The sequence below is a fragment of the Geminicoccus sp. genome (genome assembly GCF_036263595.1).
Classification (GTDB): Bacteria; Pseudomonadota; Alphaproteobacteria; order Geminicoccales; family Geminicoccaceae; genus Geminicoccus.
In genome coordinates this window covers 1-16064 of record NZ_DATAGQ010000060.1, presented here as the reverse complement: position 1 = coordinate 16064, position 16064 = coordinate 1, and the positions used below count along the sequence as shown (strand labels likewise).

Annotated in this window: 17 protein-coding genes and 2 pseudogenes; 5 read left to right on the top strand and 14 right to left on the bottom strand. The window is 65.7% G+C overall.

Features of this window, described 5'->3' with window-relative positions; translation table 11 throughout:
• Nucleotides 1-57: 57 nt before the first annotated feature.
• From VHL31_RS04905 to VHL31_RS04885, 5 genes and pseudogenes are all read right to left on the bottom strand, one after another.
• Nucleotides 58-378 carry a hypothetical protein gene (locus VHL31_RS04905; RefSeq protein ID WP_329660086.1) on the bottom strand — a complete coding sequence of 107 codons (321 nt, stop codon included), beginning with the start codon at nt 376-378 and terminating at the stop codon, nt 58-60.
• Between the two features lie 472 nt (nt 379-850).
• Nucleotides 851-1189: pseudogene (locus tag VHL31_RS04900) on the bottom strand (FHIPEP family type III secretion protein); the annotation flags it as partial.
• 32 nt (nt 1190-1221) lie between these two features.
• Nucleotides 1222-2568, bottom strand: coding sequence for a sigma-54 dependent transcriptional regulator (locus tag VHL31_RS04895; protein ID WP_329660084.1), 1347 nt, complete (start codon nt 2566-2568; stop codon nt 1222-1224).
• A gap of 37 nt (nt 2569-2605) precedes the next feature.
• Nucleotides 2606-2932, bottom strand: coding sequence for a flagellar motor switch protein FliN (gene fliN / locus VHL31_RS04890; RefSeq protein WP_329660083.1), 327 nt, complete (start codon nt 2930-2932; stop codon nt 2606-2608).
• A 5-nt stretch (nt 2933-2937) separates the two neighbouring features.
• Complete coding sequence (locus VHL31_RS04885; RefSeq protein ID WP_329660082.1) at nt 2938-3117, bottom strand: hypothetical protein; 180 nt, start codon at nt 3115-3117, stop codon at nt 2938-2940.
• Nucleotides 3118-3299: 182 nt separating this feature from the next.
• On the opposite strand from VHL31_RS04885, the gene VHL31_RS04880 reads away from it, so the two are divergent.
• Nucleotides 3300-3608, top strand: coding sequence for a hypothetical protein (locus VHL31_RS04880; RefSeq protein ID WP_329660081.1), 309 nt, complete (start codon nt 3300-3302; stop codon nt 3606-3608).
• Nucleotides 3609-3711: 103 nt separating this feature from the next.
• On the opposite strand, the gene VHL31_RS04875 is transcribed toward VHL31_RS04880, so the two are convergent.
• From VHL31_RS04875 to VHL31_RS04840, 8 genes are all read right to left on the bottom strand, one after another.
• Nucleotides 3712-4737: a flagellar motor switch protein FliG gene (locus tag VHL31_RS04875; protein WP_329660080.1), complete on the bottom strand. Its 1026-nt coding sequence runs from the start codon at nt 4735-4737 to the stop codon at nt 3712-3714.
• Between the two features lie 2 nt (nt 4738-4739).
• Nucleotides 4740-6380: a flagellar basal-body MS-ring/collar protein FliF gene (fliF, locus tag VHL31_RS04870; protein WP_329660087.1), complete on the bottom strand. Its 1641-nt coding sequence runs from the start codon at nt 6378-6380 to the stop codon at nt 4740-4742.
• Nucleotides 6381-6613: 233 nt separating this feature from the next.
• On the bottom strand, nt 6614-6916 hold the full coding sequence (locus VHL31_RS04865) for a DUF1153 domain-containing protein (protein WP_329660079.1): 303 nt from the start codon (nt 6914-6916) through the stop codon (nt 6614-6616).
• A 159-nt stretch (nt 6917-7075) separates the two neighbouring features.
• A complete protein-coding gene (locus VHL31_RS04860) occupies nt 7076-8422 on the bottom strand; it encodes a flagellar hook protein FlgE (RefSeq protein ID WP_329660078.1) in 1347 nt (448 codons plus the stop codon).
• A gap of 50 nt (nt 8423-8472) precedes the next feature.
• Nucleotides 8473-9141, bottom strand: coding sequence for a flagellar hook assembly protein FlgD (locus tag VHL31_RS04855; protein WP_329660077.1), 669 nt, complete (start codon nt 9139-9141; stop codon nt 8473-8475).
• A 14-nt stretch (nt 9142-9155) separates the two neighbouring features.
• Complete coding sequence (locus tag VHL31_RS04850; RefSeq protein WP_329660076.1) at nt 9156-9617, bottom strand: flagellar hook-length control protein FliK; 462 nt, start codon at nt 9615-9617, stop codon at nt 9156-9158.
• Nucleotides 9618-10947: 1330 nt separating this feature from the next.
• On the bottom strand, nt 10948-11391 hold the full coding sequence (gene dksA / locus VHL31_RS04845; RefSeq protein WP_329660075.1) for an RNA polymerase-binding protein DksA: 444 nt from the start codon (nt 11389-11391) through the stop codon (nt 10948-10950).
• 159 nt (nt 11392-11550) lie between these two features.
• Nucleotides 11551-12342, bottom strand: coding sequence for a HesA/MoeB/ThiF family protein (locus VHL31_RS04840; RefSeq protein ID WP_329660074.1), 792 nt, complete (start codon nt 12340-12342; stop codon nt 11551-11553).
• Between the two features lie 138 nt (nt 12343-12480).
• On the opposite strand from VHL31_RS04840, the gene VHL31_RS04835 reads away from it, so the two are divergent.
• The 3 genes from VHL31_RS04835 to fliP are packed head-to-tail and all read left to right on the top strand — an operon-like array spanning nt 12481 to nt 13855.
• The gene (locus VHL31_RS04835; RefSeq protein WP_329660073.1) at nt 12481-12822 is read left to right on the top strand and encodes a hypothetical protein; all 342 of its coding nucleotides are present in this window, start codon (nt 12481-12483) and stop codon (nt 12820-12822) included.
• Nucleotides 12819-13109, top strand: a complete 291-nt coding sequence (locus tag VHL31_RS04830; RefSeq protein WP_329660072.1) for a flagellar biosynthetic protein FliO — start codon at nt 12819-12821, stop codon at nt 13107-13109. Before VHL31_RS04835 ends, VHL31_RS04830 begins: the two co-directional genes overlap by 4 nt.
• Nucleotides 13106-13855, top strand: coding sequence for a flagellar type III secretion system pore protein FliP (fliP, locus tag VHL31_RS04825; protein WP_329660071.1), 750 nt, complete (start codon nt 13106-13108; stop codon nt 13853-13855). The genes VHL31_RS04830 and fliP overlap by 4 nt, the downstream gene beginning before the upstream one ends.
• Here the strand turns inward: fliP and VHL31_RS04820 are convergent.
• On the bottom strand, nt 13850-14308 hold the full coding sequence (locus tag VHL31_RS04820) for a DUF423 domain-containing protein (protein WP_329660070.1): 459 nt from the start codon (nt 14306-14308) through the stop codon (nt 13850-13852). The two genes, fliP and VHL31_RS04820, sit on opposite strands and share 6 nt — an antisense overlap.
• A gap of 905 nt (nt 14309-15213) precedes the next feature.
• Between VHL31_RS04820 and VHL31_RS04815 the strand changes: the two are divergent.
• Nucleotides 15214-16064: pseudogene (locus tag VHL31_RS04815) on the top strand (transposase); the annotation flags it as partial.

Here is a 16064-nt window from a genome sequence, read left to right as displayed (position 1 = left end):
GCTCTCTCGTTGGTGGAGCTCACCTTGAGAAGCCGCCGTGGCGCGTCAGCGCGCAACTCAGCTTCCGTCTGTAAGAACAGCGGCTTTCATACCGTCGATGCACCGGCCAGCGCCATCGCGCTGCGACAATGCCTGCTCCCTTTCGCAGACCTCACCCTGTTCCTGGCTGGGCTGCCATGCCTGCAAGGCCGCCTGGAGCATCCGGGCTGCGATCTTGCGCTCCGCCGCGTGATCCTCATGGGTCATGGTGCTCCATGGTCTCGCCGGTTGCAGGCCTCGCGCGACAAATAGAGCGGCAACCTCGTCAACACGGGCCTTGGCGGCTGCCTCGACAGCGGCCTTGCTGAGCGGATACTTGGCACTACCGTTATCGTTCATTGTTCACTCACCTCCCGCTGGTGCCTGGGTGGCCATTTATTGCCATGCAGGTGATAACGATGCCCGAGCAGCTCAGGCTAGCGCCACCCGTCCGCGACAAACCACCCAAGGTTAGGACGCCAAGAAAGCACACGAGGCTGACCAAAGGGCTCTGGCCGAGGCTTGGAACTGTCGTCTGTCGACAAAGGCGCTTTCGACATTTTCGCCGATCCCGCTCGGGTTCCTTCTGACAGTTTTGTCAGTGCGGTTCCTTAAGGGTCTGGGAGAACCCTTTTTGGGCCGGTCGTGCTAGCCAACCTGGAACGAGGCTCAATGCGTTCGGGCGCCCGTGGCAGACTGACGCAGGGATTGCCCAGTTTTGTCCCGACCCATACGGCTGCGTCCACTTAGGATGTGATTAGGTACATCTTCTAGGACGTAATCAAGCCCATGAAAACATTGAACATATTTTAAGATCACGGCCCCTCACTTTCCCCTGCATGAGGAACCGGCCGAACGCCTCGATGATGTTGCCCGCCGCCCCGGCGCCCTCGTGGCCGTGGCTAAGGATCAGCCGCGTGGTCGCGAGATTGAGCGCCAGGCGGAGCATCGTCGCGATCAGGAGAACGGTCGGGAAGGAGTTAAAGTCGAGTGGACGCTCGATGAACAGCGCGGTGATCAGGATCAGGACCGACAGGCTGATCGAGCAAGCGAGCAGCAGGTCGAGCAGGATCGGGGGGAGCGGCACCACCAGCACGGCCAGGATCATGAGAACGCCGGCTGCCATCATCACTTCGGTGCTTCTCCCCGAGCGGCGCACGCCGCCCAGCAGCTCCGCCCCGAGCGGCCCAAAGGCGATGCTTCTCACGAGGCGGCTCCGTCGAAGCTCGGGATGGCGGCGCCCTCGGTCGCGTACTGCTTGAGCTTGTTGCGCAAGGTGCGGATGGAGATGCCCAGCACGGCGGCCGCATGGGTGCGATTGCCGCCCGCCTGCTGCAGGGTGTCGATGATCAGACCGCGCTCGACCTCGGCTACCGTGCGCCCGACCAGCGCTGTCGGCTGGCCGGCGCGCTCAGCCATGCCGGCCGGGCCAGCGGCTTCCATCCTGGCTTGGCGACCCTGGAAGAGGATGGCGTCAGGGCCGATTGCGCTACCCGACGCGAGCAGGACCGCCCGGTGCATGCAATTGTCCGGCTCGCGGACATTGCCTTGCCAGTGGCTTCGCCGCAATTCGTCCATCGCAGCAGGCGTGAGTGGACGGTCCGGGACCTGATTTGCCCGGGCATGCTTGCGCAAGAGCCAGCGCGCGAGCGGGACGATGTCGCCCGGCCGCTCGCGCAGGGCAGGAAGCTGGACCCGCAGCACGTTCAGGCGGAAATACAGGTCTTCGCGAAAATGGCCGGCGCGGATGCTCTCTTCCATGTCGCGGTTGCTGGTGCCGATCAGCCGGATATCCACCTTGATCGGCCTGGACCCGCCGACCCGGTCGATCTCGCGCTCCTGGATCGCGCGCAGCAGCTTGGCCTGCAGGCGCGGGTCCATCTCGCTGATCTCGTCGAGCAGCAGCGTTCCGCCATGCGCTTCCTCGAACTTGCCGATCCGGCGCGCGGCCGCACCGGTGAAGGCGCCCTTCTCGTGGCCGAACAGCTCCGATTCCAGGAGGTTCTCCGGGATGGCTGCACAGTTGACCGAAATGAAGGGCCCGCCAGCGCGGCGGCTGTTGCGGTGGATGAAGCGCGCCATCACTTCCTTGCCGGTGCCGCTCTCGCCCGTGATGAGCACGCTGGCATCGGTGGGCGCGAACTTCCTGGCCAGGTCGAGCACGGCCAGCATGCGCGGATCCTCGGCCACGAAGTCCGTCTGGTCGTCGGCCGATTGTTCCAGGATCGCCGCGATCAGATCGGGATCGGGCGGCAGGGGCAGGAACTCCCTGGCACCTGCCCGGATGGCTTCGGCGGCCGCGCGCGGCGTCGTGTGGATCCCGTAGGCCACGACAGGAAGGAAGAATCGTTCGGCGGCCAGCTGCTGGCGCAGCGCCGCGATGTCGCTCGCGACGTCGACGAGCAGGACATCCGCGCCATGACCGGCCCGCAACTCCTCGAAGGCCTGGGAAAGGTCGGACGAGCGGCGGACGCTGGCGCCGCGGGCGGCTGCCATTTCAGCCGCGCGGACCACCTCGGGTTGGCTCTGGCCCACGATCAGAAGGCGCATCGGTCCGGTTTCCCTTCCTTGCCCTGGACGCCGTCGTTCACTGGTCGCTCTTGATGATCTCGGTCATGGTCACGCCGAGACGATCCTCGACGACGATGACCTCGCCCCGTGCGACCAGCCGGTTGTTCACGAAGATGTCGATCGGCTCGCCGACCTTCCGATCGAGTTCGACCACGGCACCACGGCCGAGCCGCAGGAGCTGGTTGACCGGCATCGACGCACGCCCCAGTACCGCGGAGAGCTGGACGGGAATGTCGTAGATGGCACCGAGCGAGCTGGTGCCGCCAGGTCCCGCCTTGGCCTCGGCTACCCCTTCGCCCTGGCTCGGTTCGAAGCTGTCGAGCGGCACGTTGGATGAACTCATGTCGGTCAATCCGCGCTGGGGTCGGTGATGTCCGGCCGACAGGAGGCCGGAATGTCGTCGCTGGCGGCCGTGGCCGCGAGGGTGTTGCTGTCGGCGCTGGCCGCTAGATCGTTGGCCAGCTGGCGGAGGAGGGTCTGGCGCAGGCGCTCGAACGACCATTCCGCCCATCCGTCCTTCCAGGACATGACAATGTCGCCGGGCGGGAGGCCGGGACACCCCGAACGCTCACCCGAAGAGCGGAGGATGGAGCAAGCCTCGCCGCCAGCAGCTCTTCCATCCGGCTGGCAAGATCAGCCGGGACGTCAACCGCCACCTCCGTTCCGTCCGGCAGTTCGGCAAGAACGCGCTCGGCGGCCCTCGTCATCGCTTGGCAGAGCCTTCCACCTGCTACGGTCTCGAGGCAGGCTTCGGCGAACAGGGCGAACAGCCGTCTCGTCGCGATCTTGATCAGGGCCAGGTCGTCAGCTCGCGAAGCCATGAGAGCATCGAGCTGCCGCCCAAGGGCGAGCGTGGTTGCCTGCAGGCCTGCGTCGATCGAGGCTTGGGCGGCGAGGCGAGCACTGGCGCCCGCTTCCGCACGAACGGCCGCGACGATCTTGGCCATCTCCACCTCGGTGAACACGAGGTCGCCCGCGAGCGGCGCGACACATGTCTCCTCGGGCAGCGCCGCCGGTAGCGGCGCCGATGGCACGAGTTCAGGAAAGACGAAACTGACGTGACGTCCGGGCCACGGACCTGGCCCTGACGGCATCGCGATGGCAACCTGCATCTGCAATCCCTCAGTAGATCAGCTGGTCCTGCTTGTCGTCGGCAATGAAGATCTCCCCGGCGGCAGCCAGTTCCTTGGTAGTATTGACCAGGAACTGCTGGGCCTCTTCCACGTCGCGCAGCCGGACCGGTCCCATGGCGGCCATGTCCTCTTTCAGGATCTTGGCGCCACGCTCGGACATGTTGCTCAGGATCAGTTCCTTCAGCCGGTCGCTGGCGCCCTTCAGGGCCAGGCCGATCCGCTCGTTGCCGGCATTGCGGATGAGCGTCTGTACGCCCGCGGCATCCAGCCGGACGAGATCCTCAAAGGTGAACATCAGGGCCTTGATCCGGTCTGCCGATTCCTTGTTGCGCTCCTCGAGCGAGCTGATGAGACGGGTCTCGGTCTGCCGGTCCAGGTAGTTGAAGATCTCCGCCATGACTTCATGGTTGTCGCGGCGGTTCGTGCGGGCGAGGTTGCTCATGAACTCCGCCCGCAGCGTCCGCTCCACGTCACCCAGGATCTCGTTCTGCACGACTTCCATGCGCAGCATCCGCGTGATGACCTCCATGGCGAACTCGCCCGGCAGGTTGGCCAGTACACGGGCGGCATGGGCGGGATCGATCTTCGAGAGAACGACCGCCACGGTCTGCGGGTATTCGTTCTTCAGGTAGGAGGCGAGCACCGCCTCGTTGACGTTGGCGAGCTTCTCCCAGACGGTCCGGCCAGCCGGGCCGCGGATCTCCTCCATGATCGCCTCGACCCGCTCGTTCTCCAGGAACGAGGCGAGCAACCGCTCCGTCGCGTCGAAGCTGCCCAGTACGCCGCTCGCTGTGTTGATGCGCTCCCGGAACTCGCCGAGCACGGTCTCCACGACGGCGCCATCCACCCTGCCCAATGCCGACATGGCCTGGGATAGTTCGCGGATCTCCTGGAACTCCAGGCTCTCCATGAGGCGGCGCGACAGGCCCGGTTCCAGCGAGAGCATCAGCACGGCCGCCTTGTCGATGCCTTTGGCCAGCGGCTGACCGTTCACGCTCACCAGGTCGTTGGCCATGCTTACTCCTCCAGCCATGCGCGGATCACCTTCACGGCATCCTGCGGTCGATCTTCGACGATGCGGGTCACCTCCTGCAGCAGGAGGTTCGGCAGCGGGCCCGGGAAGCTGCCTGTGGCCGTCAGGTCCGTCAGCTTGCCGCGCCCCGCTGCCTCGGTTTCACCGTCAGGTCCGTCCTGCACCGGCCGCGCAGCCTGCGGGTCGGCACGCTGGTCGGTGATCATGAGCCGGCCGTCATCGGCGCCGGCCAGCGCGCTGCCGGTCTGGACCTCGGGCTCCGGTAGGAGCCGGTTCAGCAGCGGGCGCACGCCGAAGAACACGACGGCCAGGGTCAGGACCGACAGAAGGCCAAGTTCGATCAGGCGGCGGCCATCCAGGCCCAGTTGCTCGATGAGTCCCGGTTCCAGTTCCGGCAAGGTCTCGGCCACCAGAAAGCGGCGGCTGGCGATCTGGAACACGTCGCCGCGCGTCTCATCGAAGCCTGCAGCGCTCTTTGCCAGCGATTCCAGCTCGGCCAGTTCCTCAGGGCTGCGCGGAGTGAAGGACACCGACCCGTCCGGCTGATCGGTCTGGACACCGTCGACCTGCACGGCGATCGAGAGGCGGCGGATGCCGCCCGGCCGCTGAACCTCGTTGCGCACCGTCCGCGAGATCTCGAAGTTGACGGTTTCCTCGCTACGGTTGTTGCGCTCCGATGTCCCCCCCGCAGCGCCACCGGCCGGTTGGCTGGTCGGAAGGTTGTTCGTGACCGAAACTGTGCCGTTTGCCTCGGTTTCGTTGCGGTCGGACTGCTCTTCGACCGTCTGGGTGCTGCGGGCCACCTGGCCCTGCGGGTCGAAGGTTTCCGCGGTCGTGGTCACCTGGTCGAAGTTCATTTCCACGGTGACTTCGGCATCGACCCGGCCGGGTCCAACCGACCGTTCCAGAAGCTGGACGATCTTCGCCTTGATCCGGGCCTCGTAGCCGCTGCGCAACTCGTCCGCCTCGCCCGGGAACAGGCCTGACTCGGCCGCCTCCCCGGAACGCGCCAGGAGGTTGCCGCGATCGTCGATGATCGTGATTCCCGTCGGCTCCAGCCCGGGCACGGCTGCTGCCACCAGGTTGCGGATCGCCTGCACCTGGCGCCCGTCCAACCTTGCTCCACCGCGCAAGGAGAGAACGACGGAGGCAGTCGGGCGCGCTTCGTCGCGGCGGAAGAGCGAGCGTTCCGGCTGCACGATGTGGACGCGCGCGCTGCGCACCGGCTTTAGCGTCGAGATCGAGCGAGCTAGCTCGCCTTCCATGGCGCGGCGCAGATTGACGTTGGAAAGGAAGTCGGTCTGGCCGAAGCTGCCGCTCTGGTCGAAGATCTCGTAGCCTGTCACGCTGCCCGCCGGCATGCCTTCCGACGCCAGGTCCATGCGCAGCCGCCCGATCTGGTCCTGCGGGACCATGATCGCGTCGCCGCGGTCGTTCAGCTTGAACGGGACGTCCTGGGCCCGCAGCCTGTCGGCGATGACCTTTGCGTCCTCCGGCATCAGTTCGGCGTAGAGAAGGGCATAGCCCGGGTCGAGCGCGCGGCTGGCGACAAACGAGAAAAAGACGAGGAAGCCCAGCAGGATGGTGCCCAGGGCCAGCAGCCGTCCCGGCCCCAGCGAACGCATCACGGCGACCGCGGATGCGAGCTTGGATGCCGGCCCATTCCGGCTGGGCTCGTCGGAGGGAGCAGCATTTGCGGGCAGCAGGGATGGCGTTGGCTTGTCCATGGGACCTGTTCGCTCGAAGACGGCAGCGCACCGCCTTGCCGCGAACCTAGCTGCCCAGGGTTAACGGCAGGTTAATGCTGCAGCTAAGCCCTACCGGACGGCCCCTCGTCGTTGACGCGTCGCGTCCTGCGTCAGGCCCGTCGGCAGTGCTCCAGGTCACGGCGTTTGATCGCCTGGATCTGAGTGACCCGAAGACCGCCTACACCATGCTTCCTGATGGCTGACTGCCACGCCTCGAACTCCTCGCCGGACAGGTTGTAGCGTTGGCAGGCAGCCTCGATGGAAAGGAGGCCAGCCTGAACGGCCGAAACCACCTCGGCCTTCCGCCGTGCCACCCATCGGCGTGTGTCGCTAGGTGGCAGGTCTTCCAGCCGGAGAAGGTTGCCGTTCGGACCGACCGCCACCTTGATCGACCGGCCCAACTCGCTGGACATCTTCGTTCTCCATTTGCCGAGCCAAGACAATGATCCGGTTGCGGTTCCAGATAACCAACCTCCTCCTAAGCGGCGACTAATGATCTTAGTAAGGTTTCTGTTAATCCTGTGCTTCGGCATACTTCGGAGCGCCAAGACCAATTTCATCGATGTGGCTGCTCATCGCTTGACCCTCATCAGTTCGTCGAGCATCTCGTCCGATGTGGTGATCACCTTGGCGTTGGCGGAATAAGCCCGCTGCGTGACGATCATCTTGGTGAACTCGTCGGCAAGATCGACGTTCGCCGCCTCCACCGCCGAGGGAGAGATCTGGCCGGCTCCGCCGTTCCCGGCGATCTGCAGGTTTGGGTCACCGGAATCCCGGGTCACGGCGAAGACATTGCCGGACCGTGGCTGCAGCGCAGCCGCGTTCGCGAATGTCACGATCGGAATTTGGAAGATCCGCCTGACCTCGCCATTGGAGAAGGAGGCCTCGACATAGGCGGAATCGTCGATCTGAGCCGATGTGAATTCGCCGAAGCCGGCGCCGTCCTTGTTGACGAACGAGACGGCGCTCTCGCCGGAGAACTGGGTGAGCCCATCCGTGCCGCCGATCGCTCCCCAGTCGAACACGATCGAGGAGTTGCTGGATCCACTGGTGTCCAGCCAGTCGATACCGATCGGGTCGCCCACGGTCGCCGTGGCCGGAAAGGTCGGCGTGATCGAAGCGGCCGCGAGGCTGCCGTTGCCGTTGAAGCTGACCGTTCCCGAGCCCAGCAGACCATTAGTGTGCGAACCGCTCTCCACGTCCGCCGCATCGGCATAGAGCTCGACGCTCCAGGTGGCGGCACCTGGCGTGCGCAGGAAAGAGACGGTGATGCTCCGCGCGTTGCCGAGACTGTCGAATACCTGGACCTGGCGCTTGAAGTCCGGCGCCACGCCCGACGCACCGTCGGTGGCCTCGTACTCGGCCATGTCACCGGACGCATAGGCACCCGCATGCACGACTTGGCTCGAGTCGAGATTGGCACCCAGTTTCAACGTGCTGGTTGCGACGGTGGTTGCATTCAGGTCACGCACGTTGACGGGCTGGGTCACGTTGACATCCAGCGGCTGCTCGTTCGTGTCGAGCTTCCATCCGAGCAGATAAAAGCCGTTCGCACTCCGCAAAAAGCCATCCGCATCCGGTATGAACGAGCCGGCACGGGTATAGACGGGCGGGGCGGCGCCACCCGGCTGGCTGGTGACGGCGAAGAACCCGTTGCCGACAATGGCGGCGTCGGTCCCGGAGCTGGTCGCCTGGACCAAGCCCTGCTTGTTGATCAGGAACTGGGTCGACTGCTGGACACCACCCGGGCTGAACGACCGCTGCTGGTTGGGGCTGACCACCAGGGAGGCGAAGTTCGAGACGCCGCCCTTGTAGCCGACGGTGCTGACATTGGCGACGTTGTCCGAGATCACGGACATGGCACGGCTCTGGGCGGACAGGCCCGACACACCGGTGAAGAGAGAACCGAACAGGCTCATCTTGACGTCTTCCTGGTTCGTGAAACGGAGGATGCTCGGGAAATCGCAAACTATCGGGCGATCGAACTGATGTCGGAGACCTGCACGTCCACCCCGCCTACCGAGACGACCAGTTCACTGCCGGAAGGGTCGATCGAATCGACCGTGCCGCGGATCACCTGGGAAACATCCAGGCTCTTGCCGTCGGCGCTCCGTGCGTCAATTGCTACGCGGTAGACTCCGGCCGGCGCGCGGGTACCGTCAGTACGCAGACCGTCCCAGCTGATCTGGTGTGGGCCCCGCGCGGTGGGACCACGGGTCTCGGCGACCAACTGTCCGTTCTGGTCCAGGATGCGGACCGAAACGCCGGCGGCAGCGCTGGGCAACTCGAAGGAGATCGATGCCGGCCCGCTGGCGCCAAGGGCGATACGATCGCTCTTTGCCTCCACCGTGGTGCCGAGATAGCCAAGCGACGAAGTCTGCCGCGCACCCTGCACCAGGGAGATCAGCTGCTCCAGGCTGTCGTTGGTCTTGATGGACTGTTCGACCGACGTGAACTGGACGAGCTGCTGCGTGAAGGTTTCGGTGTCCATCGGCGACAGCGGGTCCTGGTTTTGCAGCTGCGTCGTCAAGAGCGACAGGAAGCTGTCGAAATTGTCGGTGAGGGTGCTCGCGGCACTCTTGTCGGTGGGATGGGTGCCACCAGGCATGGCGGCGATTGCGGACGCTACAGAAGACATGGATCGGCTCCCATTCAGAGGACGAGGTCCAAGAGGTCAGTGGAAGCTGCCCTGGTCGGTACGGCATGGGCGTGGATGGGTAGGTCGAGATGGTCGGGCCGGGCGGCCGGGCCGGGCCGGGTACGCCCAGTGCCGTCGTCATGGGCGCCCTGTTGGCCCGAGGAGGTGCCCAGATCGAAGCTGAGTGCCTCCTGCTCCACCAGCGTCAGGCCCGTTGCGGTCAGTGCACGCTCGATGCTGCCGGCATGGCGCTGCAGCAGATCGACCGTTTCCGGCTGGTCCGCCCGCATGATGGCACGCACCTTTCGATTGGCATCGACCACGATCCTGATCTCGACCGATCCGAGTTCGGCCGGATGAAGCTGCACCGAGACGACCTGTTGGCGGCCGATCACGGCCTGGGCGATGCGCGGGGCCAACTGGTCTGCGGGATCGGTGGCAGGCGAATGGCGGGCATAGGTCTCGATGCCTCGCAACGTCGACCGATCCAACGGTTCACCCGTCGGGGAAGCGGACGGAGATCCAGATCCCGCCGCGTCGGGCGGAGCGATCGCCGTATCGGCCATGCCAGCTGGCGACGCCGTTGGCTGCGCATGAACGGCGTTGTCCGTCGCCAGGAGTGAGGCTGCAGGACTTCCAGTGGATGGCGCAGAAGGAGAGGTCCGGCCGCGCGCAGGCGAAGCCGAACCCTGGCCGGCATCGGACGGCATGAAGGTCTGCGCTGACGGCTGGCCGTCTCGCTTTTGCAGCGGCTCGGCTGCCGAGATCGGCGCGTCTCTCATGGTGGGACTGCCAGCTGTCCCGGCTGGCAGCAAGACGTCCGGCCGCGAAGGCGCCGGCTTGTGGCCGCGCGAGGCGAGCGTGCTGGCAACAGCGACGTTGCCATCCGGAGGGGAGGCAGGAAGCGCGCTGGTCGCCGAAATAGCGGGCGGGGCCGATTCTTCAGCCGCGAGGAAGGGATGCGCCGGTACGCCGCCTTGGGACCCCTCGACCATTTGTCCGGAACGGATGGCATCGTCGGCAGCGCCCGGTCCAGCCGTCGCCATGACTGGAATGGATGGATCGACCCGGCTGGCCGCTGCTCCGGTCGAGGATGCCGGCTCAACCTGAACGGGCATCGCGGTCAGCGATGGCGGTAGCGTCGATGAAAGCGGCAAGACCCATGATACGCCCGACAATTCCAGCTCACCCGGGCTCGAGCTGTCGGAAGCTGTTGTCGTAGGATCGGCCAGTGCGAGTTCCACCGGCACTACCGGCGACGGCACCTTGCTACCCGTGGCCGCGAACGCTGTCTGGAGTGCAGGGCGCCGGCGGGCATTTGTGGCTTGGCCTTGATCCGGTCCGGCCACGTCGGTCGCCGGCGGCGGAGCGGGCCTGCCACCGGTTGCGGGATCAGCCGCCAACGAGCTGTTGCCGAGCGATGACCTGCCACTCGTCACCACACGGGTCGATTCCTGCTCGGCAGAGCTGGCCCTGGCTAGCTGGCCGGAGAAACCGTCAGGGGCGGCACCATCATCCGGGCGCTCCGCCAACTCGGCTGGACGAACGGGTGCGGGCGGAGCGTGATGAGAGGGAAGTGGGACATTCGAACGCCATCGCTGCTGCGTGACGAACGAAATAGCAACCCTCGTGCCAACAGAGAGCCGCGACCACGGGCGGGGCACGACGAGGGCCGTTCAGCAGCGACCTGCGGCGCGGAATGACTCGATCAGCGTACAATCGGTTGAACCTGCCGTGGCCGTTTTCGTCCACGGCAACATGCATGGCGGCAAGTCCTGCCGGGCAGGAAGTGCCGGCCACAGCCAATCATTCCTCGCGGTAAGTGCGCTCGCGACGTTCATGCCGCTCCTGGGCCTCGATCGCCAGCGTCGCGATCGGCCGCGCCTCGAGGCGGCGGATTCCGATCGGCTCCTGGGTCTCTTCGCAGTAACCGTACGAACCCTCATCGATCCGTCGCAGCGCAGCGTCGATTTTGCTCAGAAGCTTGCGCTCGCGGTCACGGGTTCGCAGCTCGAACGAACGCTGGATTTCGGCACTCGCCCAGTCGGTGGCATCCGGCAGGCGGGTATCCTGTTCCTTGAGCTGCTTGAGCGTTTCGTCGGAGCCGCGCAGGATCTCGTCACGCCACTGCAGAAGCTTCTTTCGAAAATATGCTTCCTGCTTCGGGTTCATATAAACTTCGTCATCGGACGGGCGATAATCGTCATCGATTTCGACCAGGTCGCCTACGGTAGAGCCAGTGTTGTTCATCGCCCCTGCCTGCTAATACTTAAAAACAAGGACACGAGTAGAAGCATTCCGACGATAGCGCCGGCTGCTCAACCGATTCCCGGCTTCGACGTACCGAGACGGCGCTGGGTTAGTGAAATCGGCCGGCTCGTGCAAGCTTATCGAGGACACAAGCGCAGATCATGCGCGGCCAGCCCAGGCAACTGCCGGTTCCTGGGTCTCGTCGGCCTTGTCCGTCCGGGCCACCTCGATCCGGTACAGGGCCGCGTTCAGGGCATCATAGCAGAGCAGCGGAGCCGGCTCCCCGTGGTCGCCCAGCCGCAGCAGCAGCTTCAGGACCTCGGTGGCGGCAAGGCCGGCCAGGGTTCCGGGCACGGGTCCCATCACGCCCGACATGGAGCAGCTCGGCAAGGTCCCCGGACTGGGATCGTCCGGGTAGATGCAACGGTAGCTGGGGTGGGGCGGTCCTAGATACGGTCGCAGCACGATGAGCTGGCCGTCGAACCCCTGGACCGATGCCGACACCAAGGGAATGCGTGCCTCGGCACAGGCTGCTGCGACCAGCGTCCGGACAGGAAACGCGTCGGTGCCATCGATCACAACGTCGGCCCCCGACAGGAGGGCAATCACGTTGCCTGCATCCAGCGGCTCCGCCCGACGTTCGGCACGCGTATCGGGATAAGCTTCAGCCAATGCGCTCGCCGCGGCATCGACCTTGCGCTGACCGATGTCCTTCATCCGGTACAGGATCTGGCGATGCAGGTTCGACAGGTCGACCACGTCATGGTCGACCAGCCGCAGGCAACCGACCCCGGCGGCCGCGAGGAACATGGCGGCCGGTGCACCGATCCCGCCCATGCCCACAAGCGCGACCGTCGCTGTCGCCAGGCGCTCCTGTCCCACGCCGCCCACTTCCGGCAGCACGATCTGCCGCGAGAAGCGCTGCAGCCGGTCATCGGTCCACTCGTGCAAGGATTTGGCTTCCCATCGGTCCCGGTGCCGCTGCCTGCCACGGTCCGGACGCGACGGCAATCCGATCCGACGGTTAACCTTATCTTAACGACTTGGCGGCAAAGTCATGGCCGACACTGATACAGGTAAAGGCGCAGCATGAGTGGGTCCGGCACCGTCATCCCTGGCAATCCCAAGGCGACCGAGCAGCTCGCAGCGATGACCACCGACGAGATCGTGGCGCGGATCGCGGTCGTCCGTGGTCTGATCGAGGTCGACCCCTGGCGGATCGGTCCCCTTCTCAGCTCGATCGGCGCAGGCCTGTCGGGCAAGCTGCGGCCCTCGACGGATGCCAGGGCGACGTTGGCGCTTCTCGACGAGCTGGAAACACTGGTGGCCATGCTTGCGGCCCAGCGCGACGCGACCGCACTCGAGATCGAAGCAGGTTGTGCCCGTCGCCGCGCCAGACAGGCCTATACTCGCCATCCCCAGCCATCATGATCGGGCTGGACATCGACCCCTCCCGTATCGCGCTGGCGATCGTCATCGTCGGGACGCTGCTGCTGGTCGTGCAATACCTCGTGCGCAGGTTCCGGCCCGGCATGGCGGCCGTTGCCGGCGCGGGGCCGATACTGGTTGCTCAATGCTCTTTGGACATGCGCCAGCGGATCGTCGTCATCCGCTATGGGCAAACGGACCATCTGATCCTTCTTGGCAACGCAGTGCCGATCGTCGTCGCCCAGCAGCCCGCACCAGGACCTCTTGGCATGGCGGAGGCTGGTTCATGAGGCCGCGGACCAGCCCCCGCCGTCTGCTGATGCCTCTCGGCCTCGCAGCGGCGGTGGCACCGTTGGCCATGCCCGCCCATGCCCAGGCCATCGCACTAGACCTTGGGCAAGGGAGCTCCTACACTAGCCAGCTCGTCCAGATCGTGGCCCTGGTCACGGTGCTGAGCTTGGCGCCAGGCATCCTGGTCATGGTGACCTCGTTCACCCGGATCGTGATCGTGCTGTCCTTCCTGCGCAGTGCCCTCGGCCTGCAGCAGACGCCGCCCAATCCGGTCCTGATCGGGCTCGCCCTGTTCCTGACCGGCTTCGTGATGGCCCCGACCTTCCAGCAGGTCTACGAGACCGGGCTGGCGCCGTATATGGCCGAGCAGATCGATGAGCGGACTGCCTTCGACAGGGCAAGCGCGCCGATCGGCGCCTTCATGCTGGCCCATACCCGGGAGAAGGACCTCGACCTCTTCTTGGATCTTGCAGGCGTGCGGCCGGCCACCGCCGCCGAAACCCCACTCAGGATCCTGATCCCTGCCTTCATGATCAGCGAGCTCCGTCGTGCCTTCGAGATCGGCTTCCTGATCTTCATCCCGTTCCTGGTGATCGATCTGCTGATCGCCTCGATCCTGATGTCGATGGGCATGATGATGCTGCCACCGGTCATGATCTCGCTGCCGATCAAGCTGATCTTCTTCGTGCTCGTCGACGGCTGGTACCTGGTGGCCGGCAGCCTCGTGCAGAGCTTCCAATCATGATCGCCGAGCGGCCAGTGGTCGCGGCTTGGGCCGGCCCCGGTGCGTGCGCAGGCCCGTCCATGCCGCCAGCAGCCATCCGCCAATCATGCCGGCCCCACCGAAAGGCGTGACGATGCCGAGCCATCCAGGCGCGCCCAGGGCGAGCAGGACGAGCGTTCCTGCGAACACCAGACTTGAAGCCAGCATGACCATGACCGGCCGGTCGAAGCCGCCTGGCAGGCGAAGGAGCGCCAGCGCCCCCAGGGCATGCCACATCAGGTACTGTGCCGCCGTCTCGATCAGGCCAGCGCCGCGCAGATCACCTGCATCGCGGAAGGCATGGGCGCCGATGGCCCCGACGCCGACCGCGGCCGCGGCGCAGAGCATCGCGGCCAGCGTGAGCCGTCCCGCTGGACGTGCGTTGCCCACTCCATCCTGCGCAGCCGGCACCGGCCTGGGGTTGGTCCTGGACATGTTTCTGCTTCCATCTTGGCGTCGGCCGGATCGGTATGGAACGACGTGGCCGTGGAGGATCAGCGCGGCGATCCGTTCCGCACCGGTCGCTAGGCTCTGTGCCGGCCGGATTCCACCGTCGGCTCGGTCCTCGCGACCATTGGTCTCCAGCTCCGACCGGCCATGTGTCCAGGAGGCAGGTGCGGAGCCATTCCCCGCTGCCAGCGAACCTAACGCCAGGGCGCCAGCTGTCATTGGCCGGCCTTCCGCGCCCCCAAGGGAGAACGACCGATCGGCCATGGCTGGATGGACCCGGATGCCGTCGCCTTGCCTGCGCGCAAGGCAGCCGCCCGCCCACAGCGGGATGGGCGCGATCGGCTGAAGGCCGCTCCTGCGCGTCAGGCAGCTCATGGGGGAGCTGCCGGAAAAGGGCGGCCGATGGCCGGCTGGGCACGCTGGAAGATGGTGCCCGGCCCCGGGCGGCGAAGGGGGCGGTTGCAGGGCCGTCGATACGACAGGAGAAACTTCAGGATCACTGCCTTGGGACGAACGCGCCGATGCTTGGATGCTGGAGGCAGCTCCCAATGGATGGCGGCACGTGCGTCGATCCTTGATCGGCAAAGGCTCGTGCGTTCGGGGCAGGTCCGTGGATGGCTGGCCGACAACAGGCGGCAGACGCCTATCCAGCGCTGATGGCCGAGGTATATCCGGGAACTGGAACGGTGGTGTCGAAGGCCGATCGCCAGGCGAAGCTGGCGGAGCACGGCCGTCGGCGGAATGCACCAGCATCTCTTCGGCACCCAGGATGGCCCACAGCCGTCGGCGCCATGCGAGGCACCGGTGGGTTCAAGATGGATGGTTCCAACAACCTCGCGGTCTGCGTCTCGATCTGATTCAATCCTCGTGACGGGGAGAGGAGCGAGTCGATGGGCAGCGAGCCAGGCTTTTTCGACGTGGATGATCGCCTTCGTCGGTTGAGCGATCTGGGCGACCAGCTCGAGTCCTTTGGACGGGCCGTGGACTTCGAGCTCTTCAGGGCGGACCTGGACGGCGCGCTTGGCTACCGGTCGGGCCCGCAGGGCGGTCGACCTCCGCTCGACCCCGTCATGATGTTGAAGGTGCTGGTTATCCAGGCCGCGCACACCCTCTCGGACGAACGCACCGAGTTCCTGATCAACGACCGGCTGTCCTTCATGCGGTTCCTGGGCCTCGGACTGTCGGACCGGGTGCCCGACGCCCGCACGATCTGGCTGTTCCGCGAGAAGCTCACCAAGGCAGGCGCCATCAAGGGGCTGTTCGAGCGCTTCGATGCCGCGCTGCGGACAGCCGGCTACATCGCCATGTCCGGCCAGATTGTCGACGCGAGCCTGGTGGCCGCGCCCAGGCAGCGCAACACCGACGAGGAGAAGAAGGCGATCAAGGAGGGCTGCGTCCCCGACGGCTGGAAAGCGCGCGCCGGAAAGCTCCGGCAAAAGGATCGGGACGCCTCGCCCGCCAAGGTCTCCTGACCTTGGCACCTGCGGTGTTGGATGATCCGCCTGCTGGCGGATCATGGACGGTCAAGTTCTCCAAGGCCAAGGAGCGGCCGGATGGGACCAGGCCGCCCGTCGACATCGCCATCCCGACCTTCGGATATCAGAACCACATCGGCATCGACCGGGGCTTCGGGCTGATCCGGACATGGATGGTCACAGACGCCGCGGCCTACGAGGGCGCGCGGCTGCGCGAGAGCCTGCTGGACAAGCGCAACACGGCCGCTGTCGTGTGGGCGGACAGC